The 18,802-nt window shown below is 44.3% G+C and carries 10 protein-coding genes; 7 read left to right on the top strand and 3 right to left on the bottom strand.

The features are described 5' to 3' along the window. The first annotated feature begins 220 nt into the window (after nt 1–220). The 4 genes from dinB to ACMXYW_RS11805 all read left to right on the top strand — a co-directional run bounded on the left by dinB (nt 221) and on the right by ACMXYW_RS11805 (nt 12,488). Nucleotides 221–1,285 (top strand): DNA polymerase IV, encoded by a 1,065-nt coding sequence (gene dinB / locus ACMXYW_RS11820; RefSeq protein ID WP_415904186.1) that lies wholly within the window; start codon nt 221–223, stop codon nt 1,283–1,285. A 56-nt stretch (nt 1,286–1,341) separates the two neighbouring features. After that, nucleotides 1,342–1,923 carry a nucleoside deaminase gene (locus ACMXYW_RS11815; RefSeq protein WP_415904185.1) on the top strand — a complete coding sequence of 194 codons (582 nt, stop codon included), beginning with the start codon at nt 1,342–1,344 and terminating at the stop codon, nt 1,921–1,923. Nucleotides 1,924–2,011: 88 nt separating this feature from the next. After that, nucleotides 2,012–3,565, top strand: a complete 1,554-nt coding sequence (locus ACMXYW_RS11810; RefSeq protein WP_415898857.1) for a SulP family inorganic anion transporter — start codon at nt 2,012–2,014, stop codon at nt 3,563–3,565. A gap of 274 nt (nt 3,566–3,839) precedes the next feature. Further along, nucleotides 3,840–12,488 (top strand): retention module-containing protein, encoded by an 8,649-nt coding sequence (locus tag ACMXYW_RS11805; RefSeq protein ID WP_415904184.1) that lies wholly within the window; start codon nt 3,840–3,842, stop codon nt 12,486–12,488. Nucleotides 12,489–12,543: 55 nt separating this feature from the next. Here the strand turns inward: ACMXYW_RS11805 and ACMXYW_RS11800 are convergent, their stop codons facing one another. Continuing rightward, nucleotides 12,544–12,876 carry a HopJ type III effector protein gene (locus ACMXYW_RS11800; protein ID WP_415898855.1) on the bottom strand — a complete coding sequence of 111 codons (333 nt, stop codon included), beginning with the start codon at nt 12,874–12,876 and terminating at the stop codon, nt 12,544–12,546. A gap of 221 nt (nt 12,877–13,097) precedes the next feature. Between ACMXYW_RS11800 and ACMXYW_RS11795 the strand changes: the two genes are divergently transcribed. Further along, on the top strand, nt 13,098–13,361 hold the full coding sequence (locus tag ACMXYW_RS11795; protein ID WP_415885375.1) for a hypothetical protein: 264 nt from the start codon (nt 13,098–13,100) through the stop codon (nt 13,359–13,361). A gap of 47 nt (nt 13,362–13,408) precedes the next feature. Here the strand turns inward: ACMXYW_RS11795 and ACMXYW_RS11790 are convergent, their stop codons facing one another. Then, complete coding sequence (locus ACMXYW_RS11790) at nt 13,409–13,654, bottom strand: TIGR02647 family protein (protein WP_415881899.1); 246 nt, start codon at nt 13,652–13,654, stop codon at nt 13,409–13,411. A 249-nt stretch (nt 13,655–13,903) separates the two neighbouring features. Next, nucleotides 13,904–15,949 (bottom strand): methionine--tRNA ligase, encoded by a 2,046-nt coding sequence (gene metG / locus ACMXYW_RS11785; RefSeq protein ID WP_415904183.1) that lies wholly within the window; start codon nt 15,947–15,949, stop codon nt 13,904–13,906. A 411-nt stretch (nt 15,950–16,360) separates the two neighbouring features. Between metG and ACMXYW_RS11780 the strand changes: the two genes are divergently transcribed. Then, a complete protein-coding gene (locus ACMXYW_RS11780; RefSeq protein ID WP_415904182.1) occupies nt 16,361–17,620 on the top strand; it encodes an HDOD domain-containing protein in 1,260 nt (419 codons plus the stop codon). 85 nt (nt 17,621–17,705) lie between these two features. Beyond that, nucleotides 17,706–18,794 carry a tRNA (uridine(54)-C5)-methyltransferase TrmA gene (gene trmA / locus ACMXYW_RS11775; RefSeq protein ID WP_415898852.1) on the top strand — a complete coding sequence of 363 codons (1,089 nt, stop codon included), beginning with the start codon at nt 17,706–17,708 and terminating at the stop codon, nt 18,792–18,794. Nucleotides 18,795–18,802: the final 8 nt, after the last annotated feature.

Below are 18,802 nucleotides of genomic sequence, written 5' to 3'. Positions count from 1 at the left end.
TCTCGTCTGTCTTTCCCTGAACGGGTATTGGAACCGTGTGGATCGTTATCCATGAGAATTCTCTGGTTTAGTTTAAGGAGAAATTCTGGGTAGTTGAATAGAGGAAGAGAGAGAGCTACCCAGAATTCCTAAAGCCTTTAATCTTCAGCTTAGCAAAGAATTTTGATTTTTCGATCAAATGAAAATAATATAACTGTATAAATAAACAGTATTTGTTTTTATGCAACGAAAAATCATTCATTGTGACTGTGATTGCTTTTTTGCTGCGGTTGAGATGAGAGATAACCCAGCACTAAAGCAAATACCTCTGGCGATTGGCGGTGATCCCTCTCGTCGTGGAGTCATCGCAACCTGTAATTATCCCGCCCGTGAATATGGAGTGCGCTCGGCTATGGCGACCGCTCAGGCCCTTAAGTTGTGCCCTGATCTCACCGTCATACATGGCAACATGGATAAGTACCGCGAAGCTTCTCGACAGATTATGGATATCTTTCGAGACTATACCGATATCATTGAACCGTTATCTCTTGATGAAGCTTTCTTGGATGTGACTGGGACTGATCTGTGCCAAGGAAGTGCAACTTATATTGCTGAAGAGATCCGTCAGAGGGTGAAAGAAACGGTTGGTATTACTATCTCTGCAGGCGTTGCCCCGAATAAATTTATTGCCAAAATTGCCAGTGATTGGAATAAGCCTGATGGTTTATATGTCGTCAAACCTGCTCAAATCACAGCATTTCTAGATGACTTATCGGTAGATAAAATTTCCGGTGTAGGTAAGAAAACCGCAGAAAAACTCGGGTCGATGGGTATTTCTACCTGTTTAGATCTTCGAAAACGTTCATTGGCTGAGTTGGTTGAGCGCTTTGGAAAGTTCGGAAAGCGTTTGTTTGAGCTAGCTAGAGGTATTGATGATAGGCCTGTACAGACCAGCCGTATAAGAAAATCGATCAGTGTTGAGCATACTTATGCAAATGATCTAGGTGATGTAGAAGCTTGCTTAGAAAAGCTACCGAGCTTATTAGAGGAGTTAGCTGAAAGGTTTGCAAAGCACGGCAAGGATAAACAAATCACAGGCGTGATTGTTAAAGTTAAATTTTTTGATTTCATCCAAACTACGGCGGAGCATGCCGTCGCAATCCCAGATTTAGCTCATTTTCGCCAACTACTGATTGATGCATTTAATCGGGGAGGGCGACCTGTGCGATTACTCGGTGTCGGATATAAATTAAAACCTTTGCTAGATCAGCAACCTAAGCAATTAAATCTACTCGACCTTGCTTAATTAGACCTTTTGCTTTGATTTAATCCATACTAGGTAACATTACTCAGTAGATGGATATGCCTAAGGTCAATATGTCTGATAGTGAAGTAAACATCGATAATTTAAGGGTGCGTTTAGCCACTTATAGTCATGAATACAGATGTGGTATGGAAGGTTGGGCGTTACGTTGTTGTCAATTGGCTATGGATGCCACTGACAAAGGTAACTATGGTGTAGGGGCTCTACTGATAAGTCGAGAAGGCGATATCTTAGCGGAATCGGGTAATCAAGTTTTCTCTGCAGGTTTTAACTCTTCTGCCCATGCCGAGATGTGTGTTATCGATGAATTTGAACGCCTCTATCCTGATTATTCCTCCAGATCTGGCCTAATGTTACTGACATCCTTAGAACCTTGTCCTATGTGTTGTACACGTATACTTGCTGCCGGAATTGGTCGAGTAAGATATCTCGCTACTGATAAAGATGGTGGCATGATGTCGCATTGCGATAAGTTGCCTTATGCATGGAAAAACCTCTATGAATTAATTGATATTCAAGAGGTTAAAGATCTTCCAGAGCTTTCAAAATTAGCCGATGATATTGCATCTGCGAAAATTTCTTTGCTACGAAAAAAACTATTAGGGATTATTCGTCCCTGATTCCTGAAATTAGCTATTGCTTTTGCTATACTCGCGCGCTTTTACACGGTCTGGTCAAAAAAGAACCAGTGTCTACCCGAGGTGATAAATGATCCAATTGCTTGTGTCTAAGACACAATCGCTAAAAAGCGACCTACTTTCAGGTTTGACAGTGGCTTTGGCGCTGGTACCTGAAGCTGTAGCTTTTGCGTTTGTAGCTGGTGTTGAGCCATTAGTTGGCTTATATGCAGCGTTTATGGTCGGACTGATTACTGCCACTATTGGTGGTCGACCAGGTATGATTTCTGGTGCTACTGGCGCTTTGGCGGTAGTAATGGTGAGCCTTGTGGCAATGCATGGGGTTGAGTATCTCTTTGCCACTGTTGTGCTAATGGGGATATTCCAGATTTTGGCAGGTATCTTCCGCTTGGGTAAGTTTATCCGCTTGGTTCCTCATCCGGTAATGCTGGGTTTTGTAAATGGCTTAGCAATCGTTATTTTCCTAGCCCAGATGAAGCAGTTCCAGTTCACCGATGCTGAAGGTAATCTGCAGTGGTTGCAGGGTGAGCAGATGATGCTAATGCTGGGATTGATTGCCCTGACTATGGCAATAATTCACTTCTTGCCTAAGATTACTCGAATTATTCCTTCCTCGCTTGCTGCGATTGTCACAGTTACACTGTTGGTTATTGGCTTGGATCTAGATGCCCGTACGGTACAAGATGTACTTGCTGATATGACGGGTAACCCAGCTGCAACCATCGCGGGTGGCTTCCCTGAGTTCCATATCCCTATGGTTCCGATCAATTTGGAAACCCTTAAGATTATCGTTCCTTACGCTTTGATCTTAGCTGCGATCGGCCTGATTGAGTCTCTACTAACCTTGACCTTGATCGATGAGATCACAGAAACCCGTGGTCGTGGCAACAAAGAGTGTATTGGCCAAGGTGTTGCTAACGTAGCAACTGGTTTCTTTGGTGGTATGGGCGGTTGTGCCATGATCGGTCAGAGTATGATTAACATCAACTCGGGTGGTTTAGGCCGTGCTTCGGGTATCTCCGCGGCATTATTCCTATTGGCATTTATTTTGGTTGGCTCAAGCTTGATCGAAATTATTCCGGTAGCAGCGCTTGTCGGCGTTATGTTTATCGTTGTAATCGGTACCTTTGAGTGGGCGAGTTTGCGTCTATGGGGCAAGATTCCTCGTTCTGACTTGATCGTTGTGATCGCGGTAACAGGCGTAACTGTTTGGCAGGACCTAGCGGTTGCGGTAATTGTTGGTGTGATTATTTCTGCACTAGTATTTGCTTGGAAACACGCAAGTAACATGGCATTTGAAGTACGTGAAGAGTACGACACAAAGGTTTATCTGCCTAACGGCCCGCTATTCTTTGCATCAATTCAGACATTCCGAGATCAGTTTAATCCAAAAATGGATCCACCTGAGGTAATCGTCGATTTTGCTAATTGCCGAGTTATGGATCACTCAGGTATCGAAGCAATTGATTCCTTAGCTGAACGTTATGAAAAAGCAGGTAAAGAACTTCACCTACGTCACCTAAGCCCAGAATGCCGTGCGCTAATGAAAAAAGCGGGTAGTCTGGTTGAAGTTAATGTGATTGAAGATCCTAAGTATAAGGTTGCCGACGACAGTCTTGCGTAAGCTTAATATGTACATTAAAAAACGCCGGCTTATGTCGGCGTTTTTTTGTTTATATTCTAAATATTGTAAAAAATTACTTACCTTAAAACTATTTAAAACAGTAAGTTGCTGGTTGTTTTTTGATCTATTGTACATCGGTACAATAGGCAGATTTAATATCTGTTACTACGTTGATACATAGGAATTTAAAAATTCTTATTTCGGCGGCTGTTATATTTTGCTAGTTCTCAGTACGCATTGATGGATACCACAATACTTAAAGGGAGTGGTGGTCATGAGTGTAGTTATAGGTTCTGTATCTCAAATATCAGGTAAGGTTGTAGCGATAAGTCCAGATGGTTCGGAGCGAATCCTCGCCTTAGGTGATCCTGTCTATGAAGATGATTTAATCAAAGTTTCACAAGATGGCTCTATTGAAATAGATGTAAATAATGCTGAATCAGTTGCATTAGAATCAGGGCAAGTTTGGTTGGTGTCGAGTGAAACTTTTTCAGTAATTGAGAATATTGACCCTAGTGAGTACGTAGTAAACCCTGAATTTCTTGATTCAGCGCTAGCTGCAGAAGTCGCTGAGAATGCTGAAGAAGCTGCTGAACTAGCAAGAGAAGAGGCAGCTGCAGCTGAAGCGGCAGGGGAAACATTCTTTGATCAAGCAAATGCTGACGCCGAAGCTGAAGCCGAAGCTATTCAAGCAGCAATTTTAGCCGGTGTTGACCCTACTCAAGTAGGTGAAGCAACTGCAGCAGGTGGTCAGCCTGCAGCAGGTGGTGATGGTGGTAATGAAGGTTCTTCTACCGTAAATATTACTCGTACAGCTGAAGAAGTTGACCCTACCGCGGGTTATGACACTGTAGGTATTGAAGATTCCTTTGAGGACCCTGTAGAAGAAGAATTACCAGCTCCAGTAGAGCCTATAGTCAGTATTATTGTTGAGCTTGTTCCTGGTTCTGACCCTGACCCTGACCCTGATCCAACTCCCGAGAACCCAGTAGTAGTTAGTTCACAAGGAGTGAGGGTTCTTGAAGGTACAGCGCCACTAGAGGAAGGTTACGATACACGAGAAGTAACGTTCTATTTGAAGTTAGATAAAGTCTCAACCTCCCCTGTTGAAGTCACATATACATTCTCTGAGGTGAGCAGTGGTGATGCTGCTGACTATCCTGATGATTGGTTTAATGGCGACTTAGTTAATACCGTTGTTATACCTCCTGGTGAAGATACATTCCCAGTAACTGTTCAGATCGTGATGGATGATATTCCAGAAGATGACGGTGTCTTTGCTGTAGTTATAACTGATGCCGTAGGGGCTTCAATTGACCCAGGCTCCAATGCTGCAACGATTACTATTGTTGATGATGATAATACGATACCTGTTGTAGAAGTTAATGAGCTAGGCATTGATCAGAGCCTTGATGTAGTGAATGAATCGGGTCTCGCTTCTGGCACAAGTTCATCAGATGATTCTGAATTTGCATATGGCACTTTCACTATTAGTGATGCAGATGACTTAAGTGAAATCCAATCAATAACTATTAATGGGGAAGTAATAGCTATTGGTGATCTTAATGGTTATGAGATTGTTGGTGATTACGGCACTTTAACAGTGACCTCATACGATACCCTTACCGGTGTTGCTGAGTACCAATATGAACTGACTAGTGAATTTACTACTGAACCTGCTATAGACGATGGAGTGAAAACCGAAGTTGAGAAAGATATCTTCAGCATGACCGTTTTTGATGGTGTAGATACATCGGCTGAGTCCTCCATAACAATAGATATAGTAGATGATGTACCCGTTGCGTCTGACTATGATCACGACACAACCATTATCGAGGGTAGTGGCTCTACCGTACTGAGCGTTGATGCAGCTGATACTCTGGGCATCGAAGCCGGTGCAGATGGCCTAGAAGGTACCTTGTCCGGTATCGCCTTTACTAATCAGGGTGATACAGGCGGCACACTGTCGATCAATGGTTCAGGTGAGCTGGTGTATACCGCACCGGACTCTGTAGATAACAGTGAAGGTGATGTTACAGAGACCTTCAGTTACACCGTGACGGACCAAGATGGGGATACGGTTACGAGGAGTGTCACCGTAGACGTAGGCGATGGTGCAGATCCAACGATCACCGGTGCAACTGATCTGCTAGCGGATGAAGATGATCTGCCAGCAGGTAATGATGACAGTGCTACAGGAGATGACGATCAGGTTCTCGGTGGCAGTTTAACCTTCAACAAAACAACGGATGACTTCGATCTAAGTACACTGACCCTGAGTGTTGTATCCACAGGATTAGTGACCTTAGATGGTGATAGTGTTGTGACGACTTGGGATGCAGTTAATGATGTATTGATCGGTTATATCTCAGGTGGTGATAGCACCAACCCTGACGATCAGGTGTTCACCATCAGTATCAGTAACCTGACGCAAGCCGGTGCGGACTACACATTAACGCTGCTTCAGCCAGTTGAGCATGCTGCTGGTGATAATGAGAACAATACTCCTGCCTTTACTGTAGATGTCAGTCTTGAAGATACAGATGAATCAGAAGCCACCACCAGTTTTGATGTTGAGATCGATGATGATGTACCCGTTGCGTCTGACTATGATCACGACACAACCATTATCGAGGGTAGTGGCTCTACCGTACTAAGTGTTGATGCGGCAGACACTCTGGGCATCGAAGCCGGTGCAGATGGCTTAGAAGGCACATTGTCAGGTATCACCTTTACTAATCAGGGTGATACCGGTGGCACATTGTCGATCAATGGTTCAGGTGAGCTGGTGTATACCGCACCGGACTCTGTAGATAACAGTGAAGGTGATGTTACAGAGACCTTCAGTTACACCGTGACGGACCAAGATGGTGATACGGTTACGAGGAGTGTCACTGTAGACGTAGGCGATGGTGCAGATCCAACGATCACAGGTGCTACCGATCTGCTAGCGGATGAAGATGATCTGGCAGCTGGTAATGATGACAGTGCGACTGGAGATGACGATCAGGTTCTCGGTGGCAGTTTAACCTTCAACAAAACAACGGATGACTTCGATCTAAGTACGCTGACCCTGAGTGTTGTATCCACAGGATTAGTGACCTTAGATGGTGATAGTGTTGTGACGACTTGGGATGCTGTTAACGATGTATTGATCGGTTATATCTCAGGTGGTGATAGCACCAACCCTGACGATCAGGTGTTCACCATCAGTATCAGTAATCTGACGCAAGCGGGTGCGGACTATACGTTAACGCTGCTTCAGCCAGTTGAACATGCTGATGGTAACGATGAGAACAATACTCCTGCCTTTACTGTAGATGTCAGTCTTGAAGAGGAAGATGGATCAGAAGCCACCACCAGTTTTGATGTTGAGATCGATGATGATGTACCCGTTGCGTCTGACTATGATCACGACACAACCATTATCGAGGGTAGTGGCTCTACCGTACTAAGTGTTGATGCGGCAGACACTCTGGGCATCGAAGCCGGTGCAGATGGCCTAGAAGGTACTTTGTCCGGTATCACCTTTACTAATCAGGGTGATACAGGCGGCACACTGTCGATCAATGGTTCAGGTGAGCTGGTGTATACCGCACCGGACTCTGTAGATAACAGTGAAGGTGATGTTACAGAGACCTTCAGTTACACCGTGACGGACCAAGATGGTGATACGGTTACGAGGAGTGTCACCGTAGACGTAGGCGATGGTGCAGATCCAACGATCACCGGTGCAACTGATTTGCTAGCAGATGAAGATGATCTGCCAGCAGGTAATGATGACAGTGCTACAGGAGATGACGATCAGGTTCTCGGTGGCAGTTTAACCTTCAACAAAACAACGGATGACTTCGATCTAAGTACGCTGACCCTGAGTGTTGTATCCACAGGATTAGTGACCTTAGATGGTGATAGTGTTGTGACGACTTGGGATGCTGTTAACGATGTATTGATCGGTTATATCTCAGGTGGTGATAGCACCAACCCTGACGATCAGGTGTTCACCATCAGTATCAGTAATCTGACGCAAGCGGGTGCGGACTATACGTTAACGCTGCTTCAGCCAGTTGAGCATGCTGCTGGTGATAATGAGAACAATACTCCTGCCTTTACTGTAGATGTCAGTCTTGAAGATACAGATGAATCAGAAGCCACCACCAGTTTTGATGTTGAGATCGATGATGATGTACCCGTTGCGTCTGATTATGATCACGGTACAACCATTATCGAGGGTAGTGGCTCTACCGTACTGAGTGTGGATGCGGCCGATACTCTGGGCATTGCAGCTGGTGCAGATGGCTTAGAAGGCACATTGTCAGGTATCGCCTTTACTAATCAGGGTGATACAGGCGGCACACTGTCGATCAATGGTTCAGGTGAGCTGGTGTATACCGCACCGGACTCTGTAGATAACAGTGAAGGTGATGTTACAGAGACCTTCAGTTACACCGTGACGGACCAAGATGGGGATACGGTTACGAGGAGTGTCACCGTAGACGTAGGCGATGGTGCAGATCCAACGATCACCGGTGCAACTGATCTGCTAGCGGATGAAGATGATCTGCCAGCAGGTAATGATGACAGTGCTACAGGAGATGACGATCAGGTTCTCGGTGGCAGTTTAACCTTCAACAAAACAACGGATGACTTCGATCTAAGTACACTGACCCTGAGTGTTGTATCCACAGGATTAGTGACCTTAGATGGTGATAGTGTTGTGACGACTTGGGATGCAGTTAATGATGTATTGATCGGTTATATCTCAGGTGGTGATAGCACCAACCCTGACGATCAGGTGTTCACCATCAGTATCAGTAATCTGACGCAAGCCGGTGCGGACTACACATTAACGCTGCTTCAGCCAGTTGAGCATGCTGCTGGTGATAATGAGAACAATACTCCTGCCTTTACTGTAGATGTCAGTCTTGAAGATACAGATGAATCAGAAGCCACCACCAGTTTTGATGTTGAGATCGATGATGATGTACCCGTTGCGTCTGACTATGATCACGACACAACCATTATCGAGGGTAGTGGCTCTACCGTACTAAGTGTTGATGCGGCAGACACTCTGGGCATCGAAGCCGGTGCAGATGGCTTAGAAGGCACATTGTCAGGTATCACCTTTACTAATCAGGGTGATACCGGTGGCACATTGTCGATCAATGGTTCAGGTGAGCTGGTGTATACCGCACCGGACTCTGTAGATAACAGTGAAGGTGATGTTACAGAGACCTTCAGTTACACCGTGACGGACCAAGATGGTGATACGGTTACGAGGAGTGTCACTGTAGACGTAGGCGATGGTGCAGATCCAACGATCACAGGTGCTACCGATCTGCTAGCGGATGAAGATGATCTGGCAGCTGGTAATGATGACAGTGCGACTGGAGATGACGATCAGGTTCTCGGTGGCAGTTTAACCTTCAACAAAACAACGGATGACTTCGATCTAAGTACGCTGACCCTGAGTGTTGTATCCACAGGATTAGTGACCTTAGATGGTGATAGTGTTGTGACGACTTGGGATGCTGTTAACGATGTATTGATCGGTTATATCTCAGGTGGTGATAGCACCAACCCTGACGATCAGGTGTTCACCATCAGTATCAGTAATCTGACGCAAGCGGGTGCGGACTATACGTTAACGCTGCTTCAGCCAGTTGAACATGCTGATGGTAACGATGAGAACAATACTCCTGCCTTTACTGTAGATGTCAGTCTTGAAGAGGAAGATGGATCAGAAGCCACCACCAGTTTTGATGTTGAGATCGATGATGATGTACCCGTTGCGTCTGACTATGATCACGACACAACCATTATCGAGGGTAGTGGCTCTACCGTACTAAGTGTTGATGCGGCAGACACTCTGGGCATCGAAGCCGGTGCAGATGGCCTAGAAGGTACTTTGTCCGGTATCACCTTTACTAATCAGGGTGATACAGGCGGCACACTGTCGATCAATGGTTCAGGTGAGCTGGTGTATACCGCACCGGACTCTGTAGATAACAGTGAAGGTGATGTTACAGAGACCTTCAGTTACACCGTGACGGACCAAGATGGTGATACGGTTACGAGGAGTGTCACCGTAGACGTAGGCGATGGTGCAGATCCAACGATCACCGGTGCAACTGATTTGCTAGCAGATGAAGATGATCTGCCAGCAGGTAATGATGACAGTGCTACAGGAGATGACGATCAGGTTCTCGGTGGCAGTTTAACCTTCAACAAAACAACGGATGACTTCGATCTAAGTACGCTGACCCTGAGTGTTGTATCCACAGGATTAGTGACCTTAGATGGTGATAGTGTTGTGACGACTTGGGATGCTGTTAACGATGTATTGATCGGTTATATCTCAGGTGGTGATAGCACCAACCCTGACGATCAGGTGTTCACCATCAGTATCAGTAATCTGACGCAAGCGGGTGCGGACTATACGTTAACGCTGCTTCAGCCAGTTGAGCATGCTGCTGGTGATAATGAGAACAATACTCCTGCCTTTACTGTAGATGTCAGTCTTGAAGATACAGATGAATCAGAAGCCACCACCAGTTTTGATATTGAGATCGATGATGATGTACCCGTTGCGTCTGATTATGATCACGGTACAACCATTATCGAGGGTAGTGGCTCTACCGTACTGAGTGTGGATGCGGCCGATACTCTGGGCATTGCAGCTGGTGCAGATGGCTTAGAAGGCACATTGTCAGGTATCGCCTTTACTAATCAGGGTGATACCGGTGGCACATTGTCGATCAATGGTTCAGGTGAGCTGGTGTATACCGCACCGGACTCTGTAGATAACAGTGAAGGTGATGTTACAGAGACCTTCAGTTACACCGTGACGGACCAAGATGGTGATACGGTTACGAGGAGTGTCACTGTAGACGTAGGCGATGGTGCAGATCCAACGATCACAGGTGCTACCGATCTGCTAGCGGATGAAGATGATCTGGCAGCTGGTAATGATGACAGTGCGACTGGAGATGACGATCAGGTTCTCGGTGGCAGTTTAACCTTCAACAAAACAACGGATGACTTCGATCTAAGTACGCTGACCCTGAGTGTTGTATCTACAGGATTAGTGACCTTAGATGGTCATAGTGTTGTGACGACTTGGGATGCTGTTAACGATGTATTGATCGGTTATATCTCAGGTGGTGATAGCACGGATCCTGACGATCAAGTGTTCACCATCAGTATCAGCAATCTGACGCAAGCCGGTGCGGACTACACGTTAGCGCTGCTTCAACCGGTTGAGCATGCTGATGGTAATGATGAGAACAATACCCCTGCCTTTACTGTAGATGTCAGTCTTGAAGATACAGACGAATCAGAAGCCACCACCAGTTTTGATGTAGAGATCGATGATGATGTACCGGTGGATTATTCACCAGAAACAGCTTCTATTGCCAATATGGCAGGTACTATTATCAAAGGGGATTTGGATATAACTTCGAATGTAGGGGCGGATGGGGTAAGTAGTGTAGTCATAAACAGTGTGACTATAGCAGGTGTCGTTTATACCATAAACGGTACGACTCAACTGTATGCTGGAGGTGAAGTGGTTAGTCTTTCCGGTTTGGGCACGGATACAGTTACCGGTTCAACTGCATCAGGTACAGTCTTCACTATGACTCTCGATCCTACAAATGAAGATAATTATACCTTTAATCTACTGGCAACTCTTGATGATGGCTCGGGAACCCAAGACATTCCTCTTACGTCCTTAACTAATTCATCTGAAGACTACAAAGTTCTCACTCTCGATGCCGATAGTGGTCAGGATATTCTATTCTCTGGTTATCAAATTGATAATGGTGTTGTTGAACAAACAACGGTTAATCCGTCATCCAATGATCCTCGGGGTTCAATCGGTGTCGCCAATCAATCGATGGATGGTACATCGGATACTGCTGATGTTTTAGCGATGGATTTTGTAACGAATGCTGAAGCGCTATCTCAAGGAAATGCTGAATATTATAATTATGGAGAACATTACACAGTTAATGCTTTTTCATTAACGATTCTTCAGCTAGGGGGCGGCACTACCTCTGCCGGAATGTGGATCCGTGTTTATGATGCAGATGATGATGATCCTGCAGGTGCTCCGGAGCAGGATGCACACTTTGATGCGTTAAGAAGTGCTAGTCAGGATACTATTACCAGTATTTATGTTAATGGGATAGAGGTAGATCTTAGCTCATTATCACCTGACGGAAATGGCGGTTACTACATAGACGGATTGGCTATAGATGATGTTGTAACTGTTTCAAGTTCCGATGGGTATAGTCGTATTGAGATAGAAAATCCGGCTGGAAGTGACCTAACTTACGATATTGGTGCCTTTACTTATGAAAATGTGTCATCTGGTGAATCTATTGATTTCAGCTTTGAGACATCTTTAACCGATGGTGATGGTGATGTTTCATCCGGTAACATCGATCTGACTGTTAACCCTGAAGCGCAAGCCAATGTCATCGATGGTAGTGATTTTGACGATACATTGTTAGGAGGCGGAAATAACGATACGCTTGTTGGTGGTCTTGGTAATGATATCCTCACGGGTGGGGATGGTGATGATATCTTCAAATGGAACGACGGGGATGCAGATGGCGGCACAGATGTGGTCACTGACTTTAGCTACGATCTTGTTGACTCGAATGCTGAAAATGATGTGTTGGATCTTTCCGATCTACTTGATCCGTCAGGTTCTAATGTTATCAATTCAGGCAATATCGATGATGACCTCAAAGCTACCTTTGATGCTAATACAGGCAATACGACTGTAGATGTTTATGTTGGAGGGGATGCGAATAGTGGCGGTACTGTGGATCACTCAATAGAGATTAATGGCGATATTTCTTCCGATTTGAGTGGGTTACTCGCTAATGACAATCTGGACGTTGATAATCCGTAGTGTTTGTTAATTCATAAGCTTAAAAAGAGCACCCCGTTAGGGGTGCTTTTTTAATTTATGATAGAGCTGATCCGCTGAATGAAATACCTTCCCAACCCGTTTTCATGAAGTTACGAATATTTCCATGATCATCGCCTTCGGGTGTATTTAATACGTCCTGATAAAAACGGCCGAAGCAGCGTAACGTTTGTTCTTTGTCTAAATTGTTTAATTGTGCAAATGCAAAGATCTTACAGCTACCTTCATTTTGCCCGACCTCATTCTGAACATCGCCATTAGAGAAAGCTGTCGGCGAAAATTCATAGTTATCTGAGATCACTTGCATAGTGTCTTCAAAATCAAGTTCAGGGTTGTTACCCAGTTGCTGAAGAAATTCATTTAGGGTCATTTTTATGCCTTCTAATTCGAGTGTTATCTGCAGTTGGATATTAGAGTGCTGTTTAATTTTTGCAATAGTTTGATCTCAATCAGCCTTGCTTGATCTTTATCCATTCACGAATACCGGAACTGGCTATTTGATTTACACTGAAAGTGCCAAGGTTAGAAAAACCTTTAGGCAAGGATGTACAAGAATGTACTTAGGTTTCAATGAGGAAGAGGTGTTTAGCCATGTTAACTTATCAAGAGTGTTTGGAAATGAGCGGCCTATCTGCATCTGAAGTAGACGCGATTGCTGAGCATGAACATGTTGACCCTATCATAGCTATGGCGATGGGTAACTATTTGGTAGAACACCAAGGTGAGAAGCTTATTAAGCGTATTATTTTGGATGACATCACTAAGGCTGAAAGGAAAGGTGATGATGAACATGCAGCTTTGCTGCGTAGAGTTATGGAGCACTTTATAGCTACTCATCCAGATGCTGGTCTCTGAGGCATTAACAAATAGATAAAGGGCCGGAGGCCCTTTATTTTTGTGAACTATAAGCGACTTTCGGTCAATAGTATGGTCAATAGCGTTTGGCTGTTTTCAGCTGCGTCGTGCCCTAATGGTGTTAAATATCCACCATCGGTTTGCGTGACTAAACCTTTATCAAATAGGCGCTGTGTAGCAGCAATAATCTCGGGTTTAGCGGAGGAGTGAACTTTAATACCTTCTTGCGTTGTATCGAGGTTAAACATATTCAATACATTCAATTCTTGCATGATCTCTTCGTTATACGGCATATCTGCTCCTGAAAAAAATCGTCGGTATCTAAGGTGTGTTAGCCAATCTTTAATGGTTAGCAAAAGACCTTATCCAACAGCATAGACCTTCTTGCTTTGAAATATAACCCTTTAATTTCAATGAAAAAGAAATTGGGTAGCTAAGTTGTTGTGAAGTGATAAAGCTTGAAGAGATTGAAGATTAAAGGGAGAGGGAAGCGTATTGAGAGCGGAAAGAAAAAAGGGGCAGAATGACTGCCCCTTATTGAATTACTTAATGCGCATACCTGGTTGTGCGCCATCGTCTGGGTTGAGGATCCATAGATCTTCACCTCCAGGACCAGCAGCCAGAACCATACCTTCGGAAACACCGAACTTCATCTTTCTCGGAGCAAGGTTAGCAACCATCACGGTTAGTTTGCCTTCTAGATCTTCAGGAGCATATGCGGATTTAATGCCTGCAAAGACATTACGTGTTTCACCACCTAAATCTAGCGTTAACTGTAGAAGTTTATTCGCACCTTTAACATGTTCTGCTTTGGCGATGCGTACAACACGCAGATCGACTTTAGCAAAATCTGGGAACTCAATTGTATCGGCAATTGGCTCGTCAGCTAATGGGCCTTTATCTGCTTTGGAACTTTGCTCAGTTGCAGCAGCGAGTGCGGCCAAGACTTCTTTAGTCTCTTCGATAATTGCGTTTACTTTGTCTTCTTCTACACGCTGCATTAACGGTTTGAACTTGTTGATCTTGTGGCTAAGTAGAGGCGCCTCGATAGCATCCCACGCCATATTCTCAATATTTAGGAAAGCTTGAGCTTCTTCTGCAACTTTCGGAAGTACTGGCGCAAGGTAAGTCAGAATGACTCGGAATAGGTTGATGCCCATAGAGCAGCAATCTTGAACCGCTTGTTCTTGACCTTCTTGTTTAGCAAGTACCCAAGGTTCAGCGTTATCGATGTATTGGTTAGCTTTATCAGCAAGTGCCATAATTTCACGCATCGCTTTGCCGAATTCGCGATTTTCATAAGCATTGGCAATGCTTTCGCCAGCAGCAACCGCTTCTTGGTATAGCGCAGGCTCAGATAGAGCAGGTGCCATTTCACCGTCGAACTTCTTCTTGATAAAGCCAGCACAGCGAGAAGCGATGTTGATAACTTTGTTGACCAAGTCTGCGTTTACACGCATACGGAAGTCTTCAAGGTTAAGGTCGATATCATCGATGCCTGAGCTTAACTTAGCTGCAAAGTAGTAACGTAGGTATTCAGGGCGTAGATGCTTAAGGTAAGTCTCAGCCATGATGAACGTGCCGCGAGACTTAGACATCTTTTGACCATCAACGGTTAAGAATCCGTGACAGAAAACACCAGTTGGCTTGCGGAAACCTGCACCTTCTAGCATTGCTGGCCAGAATAGGGTGTGGAAGTAAGCGATATCTTTACCGATAAAGTGATAAAGCTCAGTTTCTGAAGACTCAGACCAGTACTCATCAAAGTCGACACCGTTCTTATCGCACCAGTTTTTAAAGCTGGCCATGTAACCGATAGGTGCATCAAGCCATACGTAGAAGTATTTGCCCGGAGCATCTGGAATTTCGAAACCCCAGTATGGTGCATCACGGGAGATATCCCAGTTTTGTAGGCCTGATTCAAACCACTCATTCAGTTTATGAATCATCTGTTCCTGAACGTGGTTATCTACCCAGTTACGTAGGAACGATTCGAAATCACCTAATTTGAAGAAATAGTGCTCAGACTCTTTCTCAATTGGTTTTGCACCAGAAACAGCTGAGTATGCATTTTTCAGTTCAACAGGGCTGTAAGTAGCACCACATTTTTCACAGGAATCGCCATACTGATCTGGTTCGCCGCATTTAGGGCAATCGCCCTTAACGAAACGATCAGGAAGAAACATCTCTTTTTCTGGATCATAGGCCTGAGTGATAGTCTTTTTAGCGATGTGACCGCCATCACGCAAAGCTGTGTAAATCTTCGAGGAGAAATGCTGGTTTTCAGGTGAATGGGTAGAGTGATAGTTATCAAAACCAACCATAAAGCCAGAGAAGTCACGCTGGTGCTCTTCGCTTACTTTATCGATCAATTCTTGCGGTGAAATACCCATCTGATCAGCTTTAAGCATAATTGGCGTGCCGTGAGCATCATCAGCACAAACATATGTACATTGATGGCCACGTTGCTTCTGGAAGCGAACCCAGATATCAGTCTGGATATATTCCACCAAATGACCAAGATGGATAGGGCCATTAGCATACGGAAGGGCGCTTGTTACAAGAATTTTGCGTTTGCTGTCAGTCATGATCCGCCTGAGAACCTAAAATCATTAAAAAAATAGACCGAAGATTCTACGCGTTTTGGACGATTTTATGAACAGTTAAAGTTCTGTTAGCTGTAGAAGGAGTGTTTTTTAAGAATAGGCGAAAATTCGTGGAGATTTACCTGTTCGGAGCATTGAAAAATAGACTTGTGAACAACAATTTTTCGCTAACAATGAACTACTTTAGAACATCAGGCTAATGCAGTGTTGTTGAAATAAATATAACCCTACAAAAATTAGGAAAAATGCTCATACTTAAGTAAGCTGTATCGATTGTTCGGTCTGCAGGGAAAGATGGAGTTTTAGCAGGCGGTGTTGGTTAAGGGAGATGTAAACTCTTAGGAACACAGGGTCATTAATGTTCAGATCCCGTGTTCAGCCAAAAGTGATTTTATGAATATAAACAATGCAGAGCTGGATAAGGCTCTGTTTCTCTGTTCTGACAAATCGGATGCTGAAGCTTATTTAAGCGAACTAAAAGGGTTTTTAAATTACGCAGTCACATTGGTCCCGGATTGGGAGCAGTTGCTTACATTTGCACAGAAGGAAACCTACGCCATTATCTTGCTGAATCTAGGTAGCCTTGAAGCAGAAGATGAATTAGCTCACCTTAGAACCCTTATCGATATACAACCAGGCTCAATGAGAGTGGGTCTTTATAAGCCTATGAGTATGTCTACACGAGTCGCATTTTCTGAATGTTGTCATCGACTTTATCCCTTAGACATCGAGCCAGCGCAATTAGGTGAAGGAATATCTGAGAGTGCGAGAGCACAACGAATTCTAGGGCAAGATAAAGTGCGTGAACTTGTGGGGAGTGTTAAGGCTTTACCTTCTCTGCCTGATATCTATGTGGAGCTCAACGAGGCCTTATCTTCTCCAAAAAGTAATGCTCGTATAATTGCAGGGATTATCGAAAAAGATATGGCGATGGCTGCCAAGATCTTACAATTGGTTAATTCGGCGTGTTTTGTTTTAGAGCGCAATATAAGTAGCCTGCAAGAAGCGGTGTCTTTGCTTGGTGTGCGTGAAGTTCGGGATTTGGTGCTAACTAACAGGGTATTCGAACATTTTCCTCAGGATGGACGTTGGAGTAGTTTTGCATTTGACCATATTCGGGACCGCTCTGTTCTAGTTGCCGGCTTGGCACGTGAGATCTGTCGTACAGTAAAAGCGTCACCAGTTGTAACTGACCAAGCATTTTTGGCTGCTCTATTACAAGATTTTGGTATGTTGATCTTCGCAACCCATGATCCAGAAGGCTATCAAAAGGTTATGCAGGAGGCGACAGATCTTAACCAGCCTTTATATGCTGTGGAAAAAATGCGTATGGGTGTCAGCCATACAGAAGCGGGTGCATATTTGTTATCGCTTTGGAATATTTCTCCTGCCGTCATTGAAACTGTTCTGTTTCATCATTTCCCTTCATCTAGCAAATCTGATGATTTTTCGGCACTAACCGCTGTGCATGTTGCGGACGCTATTTTACCTAATGTGACCAACGTGCTTGGATGTCAGATTTCTAGTCGTCAGAGTTATCACTATTTGGAGCGTTTGGGGTTGGAAGATAAGGTAAATCATTGGCAGCAATTGGCGAGTCGCTATAAATTTTCTCATCCAGGTTGCGGAGGGGTGAAGAGTAGTTTTGCCTAACTTATCATCCTGCTAGAATATGCGTCTTTATCAAGGGGGATTTATCCCCCTTTTCTCTGTTTTAAGTTCTTTGTTTGAGGCATGAATGTCTATCTCTGTTGTTGAACCCGAAAAGTACCAAGCGCAATTAGCGGTTAAAAAAGCAGCAACTGCTGAACAGTTTGCTGATTTTGATTTACCAGAGATAGAGGTGTTTGAATCGCCAAAAAGTCACTATCGTATGCGTTGTGAATTTCGTGTTTGGCACGAAGAGGATGACCTTTACTATGTGATGTTTGAAAAGGGGAATAAGCACGCCCGTATCCGCATAGATCACTGCCCAATGGTGTCTAAGCGAATCGAAGAGGTGATGTTTAACCTTCTTGAAGATATTCGCCCGAATGAAGTGTTACGTAGAAAACTGTTTCAGATCGATTTTCTAAGCACGTTAAGCGGCGAGCTACTGGTAACGCTACTTTACCATCGTCCTATTGATGAAACATGGACGGAAGCTGCGCGTGAGCTTAAAGAGAAATATAACATTCAACTCATTGGTCGCTCGCGTAAAACTAAGATCCTATTAGATCAAGATTTTGTAATCGAGAAACTCGATATTAACGGCCGAGATTATATCTACAAGCAGGTCGAAAATAGTTTTTCTCAACCAAACGGCGAAGTGTGTCGTCACATGATCTCCTGGGCATTAGATGCTACCCAAACTGCGGGTGGAGATATGGTTGAGCTATATTGCGGTAACGGCAACTTTACGCTGCCTATGGCGCAAAACTTCCGGCGTGTTGTGGCGACTGAAATTTCTAAGACATCTGTACGTGCAGCTCAGTTTAATATTGAAGAGAACAACATCGATAACGTTGATGTTGTTCGCATTAGCTCAGAAGAGTTTTCTCAAGTATTAAGTGGTGCCGTAGAGAAACGACGTACCAAAGACCTTGGTTTGAAAGAGTGTAACTTCACAACGGTTCTAGTTGATCCCCCTCGCTCTGGTCTAGACGATGATACGGTTAAACAAGTTCAAGAGTACGACAATATTCTTTATATCTCTTGTAACCCCGATACATTGGCTGAGAACTTAAAAGTCATCACGCAAACTCATGAGTTACAACGTTTTGCGATATTTGATCAGTTCCCTTATACCGATCATCTTGAGTGTGGTGTGTATTTAAGTCGCCGTTAAAGAGCTAA

Origin of the sequence: Neptuniibacter sp. QD48_55 (assembly GCF_047778115.1) — a bacterium.
In the GTDB taxonomy this organism is placed as follows: domain Bacteria; phylum Pseudomonadota; class Gammaproteobacteria; order Pseudomonadales; family Balneatricaceae; genus Neptuniibacter.
Note: the sequence above shows the minus strand (reverse complement) of the source record. Positions and strands in the feature narration are given on the sequence as shown.

What these genes read in the sequence shown, in the direction of transcription:
- dinB (WP_415904186.1), top strand. Translation starts at nt 221, where the DNA reads ATGCAACGAAAAATCATTCATTGTGACTGTGATTGCTTTTTTGCTGCG.
- ACMXYW_RS11815 (WP_415904185.1), top strand. Translation starts at nt 1,342, where the DNA reads ATGCCTAAGGTCAATATGTCTGATAGTGAAGTAAACATCGATAATTTA.
- ACMXYW_RS11810 (WP_415898857.1), top strand. Translation starts at nt 2,012, where the DNA reads ATGATCCAATTGCTTGTGTCTAAGACACAATCGCTAAAAAGCGACCTA.
- ACMXYW_RS11805 (WP_415904184.1), top strand. Translation starts at nt 3,840, where the DNA reads ATGAGTGTAGTTATAGGTTCTGTATCTCAAATATCAGGTAAGGTTGTA.
- ACMXYW_RS11800 (WP_415898855.1), bottom strand. Translation starts at nt 12,876, where the DNA reads ATGACCCTAAATGAATTTCTTCAGCAACTGGGTAACAACCCTGAACTT.
- ACMXYW_RS11795 (WP_415885375.1), top strand. Translation starts at nt 13,098, where the DNA reads ATGTTAACTTATCAAGAGTGTTTGGAAATGAGCGGCCTATCTGCATCT.
- ACMXYW_RS11790 (WP_415881899.1), bottom strand. Translation starts at nt 13,654, where the DNA reads ATGCCGTATAACGAAGAGATCATGCAAGAATTGAATGTATTGAATATG.
- metG (WP_415904183.1), bottom strand. Translation starts at nt 15,949, where the DNA reads ATGACTGACAGCAAACGCAAAATTCTTGTAACAAGCGCCCTTCCGTAT.
- ACMXYW_RS11780 (WP_415904182.1), top strand. Translation starts at nt 16,361, where the DNA reads ATGAATATAAACAATGCAGAGCTGGATAAGGCTCTGTTTCTCTGTTCT.
- trmA (WP_415898852.1), top strand. Translation starts at nt 17,706, where the DNA reads ATGTCTATCTCTGTTGTTGAACCCGAAAAGTACCAAGCGCAATTAGCG.